Source organism: Spirosoma profusum (assembly GCF_014699005.1).
Taxonomy (GTDB): Bacteria; Bacteroidota; Bacteroidia; order Cytophagales; family Spirosomataceae; genus Spirosoma; species Spirosoma profusum.
Genome location: NZ_JACWZY010000022.1, coordinates 147,639 through 158,905 on the forward strand (window position 1 = coordinate 147,639; position 11,267 = coordinate 158,905).

7 protein-coding genes are annotated in these 11,267 nt (G+C 46.3%); 6 read left to right on the forward strand and 1 reads right to left on the reverse strand.

The genetic code is table 11. From position 1 onward, the window contains the following. Window positions 1-9 precede the first annotated feature (9 nt). Complete coding sequence (locus tag IC229_RS23155) at window positions 10-3,159, reverse strand: SusC/RagA family TonB-linked outer membrane protein (RefSeq protein ID WP_190889398.1); 3,150 nt, start codon at window positions 3,157-3,159, stop codon at window positions 10-12. Between the two features lie 346 nt (window positions 3,160-3,505). On the opposite strand from IC229_RS23155, the gene IC229_RS23160 reads away from it, so the two are divergent. The 6 genes from IC229_RS23160 (at window position 3,506) to IC229_RS23185 (ending at window position 10,993) form a co-directional block, all read left to right on the forward strand. Further along, complete coding sequence (locus IC229_RS23160) at window positions 3,506-7,429, forward strand: hybrid sensor histidine kinase/response regulator transcription factor (RefSeq protein WP_190889399.1); 3,924 nt, start codon at window positions 3,506-3,508, stop codon at window positions 7,427-7,429. 392 nt (window positions 7,430-7,821) lie between these two features. Further along, complete coding sequence (locus IC229_RS23165; RefSeq protein ID WP_190889400.1) at window positions 7,822-8,154, forward strand: hypothetical protein; 333 nt, start codon at window positions 7,822-7,824, stop codon at window positions 8,152-8,154. Window positions 8,155-8,210: 56 nt separating this feature from the next. Continuing rightward, window positions 8,211-9,071: an immunoglobulin domain-containing protein gene (locus IC229_RS23170; protein ID WP_190889401.1), complete on the forward strand. Its 861-nt coding sequence runs from the start codon at window positions 8,211-8,213 to the stop codon at window positions 9,069-9,071. Further along, the gene (locus tag IC229_RS23175) at window positions 9,055-9,810 is read left to right on the forward strand and encodes a putative Ig domain-containing protein (protein WP_190889402.1); all 756 of its coding nucleotides are present in this window, start codon (window positions 9,055-9,057) and stop codon (window positions 9,808-9,810) included. The genes IC229_RS23170 and IC229_RS23175 overlap by 17 nt, the downstream gene beginning before the upstream one ends. A 594-nt stretch (window positions 9,811-10,404) precedes the next feature. Next, the gene (locus tag IC229_RS23180; RefSeq protein ID WP_223834154.1) at window positions 10,405-10,569 is read left to right on the forward strand and encodes a hypothetical protein; all 165 of its coding nucleotides are present in this window, start codon (window positions 10,405-10,407) and stop codon (window positions 10,567-10,569) included. 262 nt (window positions 10,570-10,831) lie between these two features. Next, complete coding sequence (locus tag IC229_RS23185) at window positions 10,832-10,993, forward strand: hypothetical protein (RefSeq protein ID WP_190889404.1); 162 nt, start codon at window positions 10,832-10,834, stop codon at window positions 10,991-10,993. Window positions 10,994-11,267 lie beyond the last annotated feature (274 nt).

Here is an 11,267-nt window from a genome sequence, read left to right on the forward strand (position 1 = left end):
AGTGGCGGTTTAGAAGCTCAGGTTTATACCAAAATTGAGGAGTTTGGTTTGCGGGTATTGCAGCCCGTTTTCATCCTGTACTTCAGGGTCGATGCCATAGCGTCTGGTGTTGTCTATGGAGAAAAGGTTGTAGGTATTCACAAAGAACCGCGCTTTCTGAATCTTGACTTTCTGGGTCAGCAGCGCAGGCATCGTGTAGCCCAGTTCCATCGTCCGGTTGCGGAGGTAGCTGATATTGAGCAGCCACCAGGTCGAATTTTTATTGATGTTGCTGTGGCCTGTATCATTATAACGTAGCGGAATTTCAGTGCCGGCAATCCACGGACTATCGGGATTGAGTGGATCAGCCCGGCGCCAGCGATTATCGAATAACAGGTGTGGTACGTTGCCCGTATTCTGATAAGCGTTACGTTGCTCGTTGGTACGGTTGATAGCCATCATGGTACCCCCGGAGAAATCCATAGCAAAATCGAAGCCTTTGTATTGCACCGTAAAATTCAGGCCACCCGACAGAATCGGCGTGTTGTTGATGCCGTAGCCAATGGGACGCTCGTCGCGACTATTGATAACACCGTCATTGTTCTGATCGCGAAAAATCAAATCGCCAGGAATCATGGTCCGGTTGCCCTGCCCGTCGTTATTGACCGTGTAATTGTTGATTTCGTCCTGCGACTGGAACTGGCCTACGGCTTCGTATCCCCAGAAAATATTGCTCCAACGATTCACGAGCGATTCCCGATATTCAAGCAGCGAATTGCCGAAAAGTGGGTTGTAGGGTGTTAAATACCGACTGCGAGCGTAGGAAAGATTTGCACCAATCGTAAATCGAATTCCCCGAACGTTGCCATTATACACCAACGAACCTTCGCCACCGACAACGGCATCACTCTCCAGGTTTTCCTGCGGAAGCGCGTAACCCAATTCGCTGGGCACGAATACGTCGCTCTTCACAGCGGGCAGGCCATCGCGAACTCGTCGGAAATAATCGAGTGTACCCGTGAATTTGTTATTCAGCAGTGAGAAATCAACGCCAATATCGGTTACTTTGGCCGTCAGCCACGAAATCCGGTCGAAAGCAATACCTCGGTCGCGGGCTGCTACGGTCGTTGTTCCCGACATGATACCTACCCCCGTGTTGTAATTATAGCCGGGATTATAGGCGTATGGGTCTAGGTCTAAGTTGTTGGGCCGGACGTTATCGTCGCCTAATTGCCCATAGGAGATTCGCAGTTTGAGGTCACTCAAAAAATTCCCATTGTTGGTAAACGACTTGAAAAAAGGTTCTTCTGTGATACGCCAGGCGGCTGACACCGAAGGGAACGTACCCCACCGTTTGCTGGGAGCGAATTTCCACGAAGCATCGCGTCGGGCGGCTATTTCCAGAAAGTATTTATCCGCGTAGCCGTAATTCACTCGACCGATATAACCCACCCGTGCCTGCGTCGCATCAGCATCGGTGTAAGCGACAATGTCGGCAAACTGCATCACCGGCAACGTATTGGTTTTGGGCACGGTACGGGCTTCTACGTTACGTTCGCGTTTATCGAGACGCTCGGTCAGTGCAATAGCGTTGATGGTGTGCTTCCCGAACGTATTGGCATACGTAAGCTGCACTTGTCCGATGCTTTCGTCAATCTTGTTCACCACCCGCTGACGATATGGATTCTGGCTACCACCCGTCCGATTGTACTGCTGGGTCGATGGGTTATAGGTGTACGTATCGTAGGTATATTCAAACACTTCACGTTGCGAATCCCTGAACATGTACGAGTACAATCCTTTCAGCGTCAGGCCCTTGATGGGTGTTACGTATTCGCCGGTAAATTGAGGGGTTATCGATGTATATACTTCTTTGAGAAAACCCGACCGCGTGTAATTCAGATAACCCCAGTTCGAAGCCGGGTTACTGATGGTATTGATATAGTCCGGGTTGTCGTTGGCGTAGGGACGTTCGGTAGGGCGGTTGCGGAGGATCGCAAACTTGGGTTGCATGTAGTCATCGCCACCAGGCACCCCCGGATTTTCGCGGGTTTCCTGCCGCCCGGCAATCGTTAGTCCTACCTTGATTCGGTCCGAAATCCGGGCGTCAATGTTCGACTGAATGTTGGTGCGGTTAAAGAAAAACTCGCGGCCCATCACCGAATTCTGATCCAGTCGCGTAGCGGAGATGTAATAATTAATACGGTCCGAACCTCCGCTGGCGCTTAAGTTTATGTTCGACTGGGGCGAGTTGGGTTGAATAATGAAATTGTACCAGTCGAAACTCTGGTAGCCGTATTCCGTGCCCGCTTTATACTTATCTAATTCGGCCTGGGTGATGGCTGTGGTCCCATTGCGGTTTATTTCTGCTTCCGCTTTACCAAGATTCCAGTCATAAGCGTTCACGACCGTCGGGAAGCGCGTCCAGTTCTGAAAACCGTAGTACGCATCCAGATTGATCGTACTTTTCTGGCCCACCACTCCGCGTTTGGTCGTTACGATAATAACGCCATTAGCCGCACGCGAACCATAGATAGACGCCGAAGCATCTTTCAGTACTGTAATAGTTTCGACATCGTTGGGCGAGAGGTTATCGAACTGGGTTTTGTCCTTCGGCACGCCATCAATGATGAACAGCGGATTGCCGCCCATATTTCGAATCTGGATGTTAGCAGCTGCACCAGGTCGTCCGTCGGGTTGCCGAAACTGTACACCCGGAATTTTACCAGCCAGTATGCCCGTAACGGTAGCGGCATGAACCCGACCCACATCGCGGGACGTAACGGCGGAAATGGCGCCCGTTATCGATTCTTTTTTCTGGGTACCGTAACCAACAACGATGACTTCCTGCAACCCTTTCGAGTCTGGGTCAATGGTTATGTCGATGGTAGTCTGATTCCCAATGACCACTTCTTTCGATAAATAACCGATAAACGAGACGACCAACGTATTGCTCGTCTGTTCGGTCGGAATTGGTAGGCTGTACATCCCGTCGGCATTGGCTGATGTACCTGTCGACGTACCTTTCAGCAGAACGGTTGCTCCTGGCAATGGGCCTCCATTCTCGCCCAAGACTTTCCCCGATAGCGTTCGTTGCTGGGCCTGCGTGTGCCTTCCAATTAGAAGAAATAGCAGAAAGCCAATCAGCTTGATTGGCTTAATTCTGTAATTGTTCTTCATAGAAATGATTTTGGTTATAGGATTGGAAAAGAAATACCCGCTCTTGTAAAGCTTGGCATAATTCAAAGGAATGATTTTGCAATTTTAAGAAGTAGAGTCCGCTACAATCTTGACTTTTGATCAAAAAACCAGGACAATTGTGCAATTTTTACCTGTCTATATCCACTTCTGAATGATTGTGCGGATCTAAACACAAATGGCTGATTTTAGAACAATGCAACATAAGAGCCGTTTTTCGTTACACTTCCTAAATCTCATTGTACTGATATTTAGTTTGTTACTCTTTAGTATCAGCATAAGTAAATCTCAAAACTTTTATTTCAATGCGCTCACATCTGAACATGGTTTGTCGCACAATAGTGTTTTTAGCATCACACAAGACCATAAAGGTTTCATTTGGTTCGGAACGAGGGCTGGAGTGAGCCGCTACGATAGTCAGCGGCTAAAAAATTACCCGCTAAATGACGTTGATCCCAATGCCGAAGGGGCGCGAGTCAACTGCCTATATACCGTTGGACATGAACTTTGGGTAGGAACCGCTGCTGGATTATTTCGCTACCTTTTTGATAAGGATGAATTTGCTCCGGTATCGCTTGGAAAGAAATCAGTTAACGTATTGGGTATTCAACGCGTATCCACAGGCGACTTGTGGATTGGGAGCCCGGATGGAATCTATATTTTATCCGAGCGTGGTTTAGTTCGTCAAATTCTGCCAGGAAAGCTCGTCCACGATATTTGTGAGTTTCGTAAAGGTTCATTTCTGGTTTTACAGAACAACACCCCTAGTATTATTAATTCAGCCGGCGAAACCATAGTTACGCTCACCATTGATGGCGATAATCCCATAAAATCACATACGTTACGTAATCATAAGCTTTTCAAAGATCGGCGGGGAGCTATCTGGCTGAGCACAGAGAATGACCTGCTGCAATTAGATGAAAAGACAATGGTCTTTAAGCAGTTAGACTGGTTTAAACGTCTTGTAAATGGACGAGTTCGTATAATACGTACCGTTACAGAAGATTTGGCCGGAAATGTCTGGATTGGCAGTGAAGCGGGAATAATATTGGTTGATCGCCAACGCCAAACTGCCCGCGTATATGATAAATCGTTTACAGCCTCGCCCTATGGTTTGACTGACCGGGCCGTTTACTCGAGCTTCGTCAGTCGGGATGGGATTGTTTGGCTCGGTACGTACTTTGGTGGTGTAAACTATACGAAACCCATCGGCATTTCGTTCGAACATCTTTTTCCTGCTACCGACGGACAAACCATTGCGGGGAAGGCAATTAGCCAGCTTGTTATTGATGGGAAGGATCGGCTTTGGGTGGGCACCGAAGACGGAGGTATCAGCGTTCAGGATCGGGTTACGGGTCAATATACGTATCATAACCGGTCGAATGGCTTGAGTGATAACAACATACATGCTATTTTGATTGATAAGTCGGGCGCGGCCTGGGTTGGTACGTTCCTCGGTGGATTAAACCGAATTGATCCGATAACTGGTAAAAAACAGGCATATCTTCACAATCCCGGTGATCCGACTTCACTGACAAGCAATTACGTGAATGCCCTCTATCGCGACCGAACCGGTCAACTTTGGGTGGGTACAACCCGTGGACTGAATATTCTGAATGAGAAAACGGGCACCTTTCGACTCTTCAAACCTCAGGAGTTAGGGACCCGCTTTGTTACTGACATTATAGGCGATACGTCGGGGCTAGTCTGGATTGCTACGTCGAATTCGGGGGTATTTCAATACGATCCTGACCTCGATAAATTGACCCATTTTGATGCCAGTAATACGTCTGTTTTTCGGAGTAATCAGGTTATGAGTATTTATGAGGATTCGGGCCACAATGTTTGGTTTAGCAGCCTGAATGGGGGCGTTTGCCAGTGGAATTATCGGCAAAAAAGGTTTATCAGGCATCCCGTTCAGGTTTATCTCTCTACTCAGACTGTTTATGAAACACTGGAAGATAATAACGGAACATACTGGTTTTCAACCAATAGCGGACTCCTTTCTTACAATCCTAAACAGAACACGCATCGGGTGTTCGACGGAAGCAATGGACTTGAGGCAACCCAGTTCAATTTCAGGTCAGCCCTGAAAGACCGGCATGGCAATCTGTATTTTGGGAGCGTAGACGGCCTTTGTTATTTCAATCCTGACAATATTGCAAAACGCGTTTTTGACCCGCCCGTTTACTTTACCGATCTCAAACTCTTTAATAAGGAAGTCAAGGCGGATGGCGAGTTGATGCTAACAAAACGCCTTGATGAAACCAACGAGCTCGTTTTTGATTATGCTCAGAATGTAATTACATTCGATTTTGTAGCCATCAATTATTTTTCGAAACAGACCAATTACTATACGTATTACCTCGAAGGATTTGAAGAAACCTGGGGGCCAAAAACCACTGTTAACTCGCAGACATACACCAATCTATCACCCGGAGATTATACGTTTCACGTTCGCTCCTATCAATCAAACGGCGATTTGTCGCCAACCGAGCGTACGCTTCAACTTGTCGTGAAACCGCCTTTCTGGCGAACGAACTACGCTTATCTTTTATATGCGTTGATCGGCATTGGTTTGCTGGTGCTGTATCGGAGAGTCATAACGTATCTGAACCATCAGAAAGTAGCCGTGCAGATGGAACGGGTGGAACGGGAAAAAAGTAGGGAGTTGAACCAGCAGAAGCTGAATTTCTTCACGTTCCTTTCCAACGAATTCAAAACGCCTATAACCCTGATTATCGCAGAGATTGACGAATTGATTCAGAATAATCAGGCCTGGCGCGCTGATTCTGCCACAAACTATGGCATTATCAAGAATAATGCCCGACGGTTGCAGGCATTGATTGACCAGATTACCGAGCTTCGAAAAACAGGTCACGAAATTCAGAAAATTCATCTTGTTGATGCCGATGTCATTACGTTCATCAAAGAAACGCTGAAGGGATTTGATCCTCTGCTACGTGCCCGACAAATTCAGAAGCGGCTTACGTTTACGCCCCCTTATCTGATGGCGTCGTTTGATGCCGGAAAGCTGGAAATGATTATTGGGAATGTATTCTTTTACCTGATTGACCAACTGACCGAAGGTGACGAACTAAACTTTGACGTAGCGGTTGATAACACCTCAGATTCCGCAACGGCAGAGCTGCGGCTTAATTTCGCATTTAACGGACAGCCAGAGCTTTTAAACAGTCTTGAATCCAGCTATCAAAACGCCGGAAAAGCCGAAGAGATTTTTGGGCAAGACAATTCACTTAGTATCGGTATACTTTTGACATTCAACCTATTAAAGCTCCTATCGGGCCAGGTAGTTTTTTCTGATATAGACAACCGTTGTCGACTGTCGCTACGTATTCCTATTCAGAAAACGCCTGTCAGCAAGGGAACAATGAACGCCAAAGTTCAACACTCGATAAGTAGCCAGGTTGTCGATACGCCGGATGTGAATCTACTCCGGGATGAAGAGTTGCTAAGCTTCCCGATAGAAGATTCGGTACTGAATGACAAACCAAATCTGCTGATTATTGAACGCTCTAAAGAACTGGCCCAGTTCCTAAAGCGTCATTACGGAGAAACGTACCGGATTAGCGTGGCCACTACGTTCAACGAAGCTTTGAAAAAAGCCGAAAATATGCTGCCCGAAATCATTCTCTGCGACAGTAATATGCATGATAAAGAGTATAAAAGCATATGTCTGGTGCTGAAGAACAACCCACAAACGCAACACATACCAGTTATATTACTACTTGAAAATGAGGAGGATAAAACGATTATTGACGGTCTAAACAGTGGCGCCGAAGGGTACATAAGCAAACCATTCAGCCTGAAAGAGCTGGATTTGATGATTACGAATAAACTGAAAACCGTATCGCTACTAAAAACTAAATTATCGGGCAGCCTGAGTGGTTCGCTGCTGAGTCCCCTACCCCGACGTAACAAAGATCAGGAGTTTGTACTCCAGTTCGCTTCGCTGATTAATCAGCAGTATAAAAACAAAGATGTAACAGCCGATACGTTGGCTCAGCAAATGAAATGCAGCCGGTCGCAACTTCATACGAAACTAAAAACGCTAACTGGTTTGAGTACGAAAGAATACCTGAACGACTACCGTCTGACGTTGGCTCGCCAGCTACTCGAAGGGGGCACAAGCGTAACCGAAACGGCTTTTGAAGTAGGCTTCAACGATCCGAATTACTTTAGTCGGGCATTTAAGAATAAATTTGGTACTACGCCCAATAAAATCTATTGAATCGCACGAACGGCTGATACATTGGGGTCAGACCGTAAAATTGGTGACTTCTCCCTAAAGTTGAGTTAAACTATTCAGTATTGGTAAACTTCAATACGTTAGTTTACACTTTGTGACATAGAATCAATCACCCCTATTGGTTCGTCAAATCACTGCTACAGCAAAATCTATTCACTAAATCTGCCTGTTGGGGTGCCGTTTTTCCAAGTATACGACATGTGTAGCCACATTGGAGACATTTGAGCTCACACCTAACTGCCCTTCCTGACCATTTTTGCTGCGAACTTTTAACTCAACTAGCCCATGCAGCATTTTTTTATTTATCTCGTCCGTACTGCCTGTAAATCAGCAGTATACTCTCTGTTTTTTTACTGCTACTCAGTACGTTCAGTTTGGCTCAGTGCCCAACAGGTGATGTTGTTTTAGCCACGCAGGCTCAGGTTGATGCCTTTGGTTTACAATATCCAAATTGCTCGACTCTGGAGAATTTATTGATTGGCAACGAGGATATCACGCTTGAGAGCGATATTACCAGTCTGAGAAGTTTGTCCTCTTTACAGACAATTACCGGTAACTTAGACATTATTGATGTTGATCAGTTGCTTCATCTGACGGGGCTTAATAACCTGACTTCGGTGATTGGCACCTTTGGAATTGGGAGCAATTCAGCCTTAATCGACTTCTCCGGCATGGAGAAACTCTCGTCGCGTCGGCAGGGGGTCTAGTTATTGGCACGAATTTCAGCCTTCTCAATCTTTCAGGCCTTAACAGCCTAAGTGCAGTGGGGTATCTAAGCGTTACGGCCAGTAGCAGCCTAACCAGTCTGAATGGGCTGGAGAATTTGACGGTAATTGGAGATGAGCTGCATCTTGGTGGCAACAGATCGCTGATCGACATTTCGGCTCTGAACAATGTGCGAACCCTGGGCGGCATTATACAATTTGACAAAAATTCGCTTTCCAATTGTACATTTTATGCCCTCTGTGAGCGACTGGCAGTTGGGTCAGAAAGTATTCGCATCTATTTGAACGGTCAAGGTTGTAACTCAGTTGAGCAGGTACAGGCGAACTGCGGAGCCATTGCCATAACGAATCCCCCGCCTGGTCTATCGACGGTCTGTGCGGGTAGTAACGTAATGGCGTCTGTTTCAACTAGTGGCTTTGCTACTTCCTACCTGTGGTATAAGAATGGAGTGACAGTTCCTTCACAAACCTCTGCTACGTTGTCGTTAACGAATGTACAAACAGGGGATGCGGGTAACTACGTAGTGGTTATCACAAGTTCAACAACTAGTCTCACCAGTTCCCCTTTTCAGTTGGTTGTTAATTCAGTAGATAATCCAGGGTTAGCCGTAAGCGGTCCGCTCACCTGCGCTACTACAAGCGTAACGCTCACGGCATCCGGCGGTAGCACCTACTCGTTCAATGGCCCCGGACTTACCCAGAGCGGCCCTTCAAATAGGGCCGCCGTTAGCCAGCCCGGTATGTTTTCGGTTATTATTACCTCTGCCGGGGGATGTACAGCTTCGGCATTTACTACGGTAGTAAGCAACACCGATTTACAAGCACCAACTCTGCTGACCAGCGCAACCACCACGACCATTCAGCCCATTTCCGTAACGGCCAGTGGCTTACTTCAGTGACCCCGATGGGCAACCCCTCACCTACACGGCTCAGAACCTACCGGCGGGTTTGAGTGTGAATGGGGGTGTACTGAGCGGTACGCCCTCGGTAACGGGAATCAGCAACGTAACGATTACGGCCCTTGACCCGGTGGGAGCACAGGTGAGCGCCAGTTTTCAGCTAATAGTGGCTCCACCCCCTGGTCAGCCCACTGGATTTGGCATTGTGGGGGTGAGTCTGGCTAGCTGCGAGACATTAAGTGCTAACCGGCGCTGGCTAACGTTCACTCCTCAGTATAGTGGAGTGGATGGCAGTCCGATCAGTTTCTCGGTGGTCAATGAACTGTTGCCTACTACTCAAGCGGGGCCGTACATGTTGCCTTTATACACTGACAATCCGGTGATCACCTTGCGGGCACATCAGGGAAGTACACCCGCTACTTATACCTACAACTGGCTGGTGTTCTGCAATCTATCAGGTCGGGTGGGTGTCGAGGAATCTGGAGCAGTCTTGCAGGTGCAGGTGCTGGGCAATCCGGTAGCAAGCCAGACGCTGGAGGTGGAGATCCGTGGTGTGGAAGGTCAGCGGGTGGGTCTTGAGTTGGTGGATGAGCAGGGTCATCGCCTACAGGAACACAATCTGGAACGGGCTGGTGGAGTGGAACGGGTAAAACTGGCAACTGTCAGCAGGTCGGGTGTGATGTTGTTACAGGTGAGCACCCATAAACAGCGCCAGGTGATTCGATTGGTTCAACCTTAAAAGCGATTAAATCAGCAAAACCGCCAAAGCCGGGTCAGTAGACCCGGCTTTGGCGGTTTTGCTGGAAGTAGAAAATCTCCTCGTAGCATTATTTTATCATTAAAAAGACATAGCACTACGTAATCAGACAATTGGCAGATAATAAGGCGCTTACTGATGGCAGGATATTTGTAACGCTTTCATTCGTACTATGTAGTAACCCGTTACGTGGCTATGAAGGTTAATTATCTGATAAACAATGATGATAATTAGCCAGTTATTTTTTGGCTGTACGAATACACAACGATTATGTGCTTTATGGAAATTTCAGATCAACGAATCCCTACCCTTGCAATCGATTTTAATACGTTATTTCGGATGGCTACTAAGTAATTCTTGCTCCTCTCCTGTTTTATGATAAGCAGATTGCCGAACGTATATGAAAGATCAGGAATCTGATCACGTTCGTCACGGACTGCCAACAGGAAATATTTACTCAACTGAACATAACCATTCCACATTATTCATATGGGCCTTGTCATGAAGGTAACGTCGGCGAATATCATACGCCTTTGGTTTGGCGCAGACACGCCAATTCGAGATTATCAAATTAAAATGAACCCTAAGCTGTGGGCTGCCTGCAAGCAGGTCAATCGGCATTTCGTTGCGCCCTCGGGAGCTTTACTTTATGCACAATATCGGAAATCGGATAAAGTAGCATTTGCCCGACAGGTGCTGGTAAAACTGGAGGAACATGAGGAATTGGAAGCGGTTACATAAGTAGCTGAGACGAGAGCTTATACAGTTCTATTCGAACTTCTGATACGTTCTCCAGCAGTTGCCGATTATCGACGGCAATTGCTGGAGAACGTATTTTAATATACCTCTGTACGTATAAAACCTTAGCTCTCTTTTTGTTTACACCATAACCTTACCCCTACGGCTTGTTATAAATACTTCATATTTGCTTAACACTCAATTGATTTGATGTAACGTAAATTGCCTCAACTAAAATCCTAAGCATTTAATCCATCGCCTGATCATGGATAAGCTTAACCATTGGGTTAATGAGTTGATGAATTTGATAGTAGGCAACAGTCGTTACGTTAGTTACACGTTGGGAAAACAATTGGTATTTCTGGTAAGTATCCTGTTGTTTCTGGTGCTGACGTATTTTTTCGTTGACTCCTATTTTAATCAATAAAGTATTTTGTATCAGTCATGAGTTCTTTTCAATAAGTAGTACCGTCAGTGGCAGCCTGATACTGTTGCTAATCATAGAATCGCTTGCAGCTTTAGTAAATAGCCTGAATGATTTAGTATCTAAGCCAGACATAACCCTTATTATTCAACTTATTAAACTTTTTTCTTAAACGCTCTAAACTGGCTTTATAGCTATTATGGAGTTGCTACATTTGATTGGAGACTTTTCTTAGGCAGATTTGGGGATAAACATCAAAATGACCATGACGAAACGA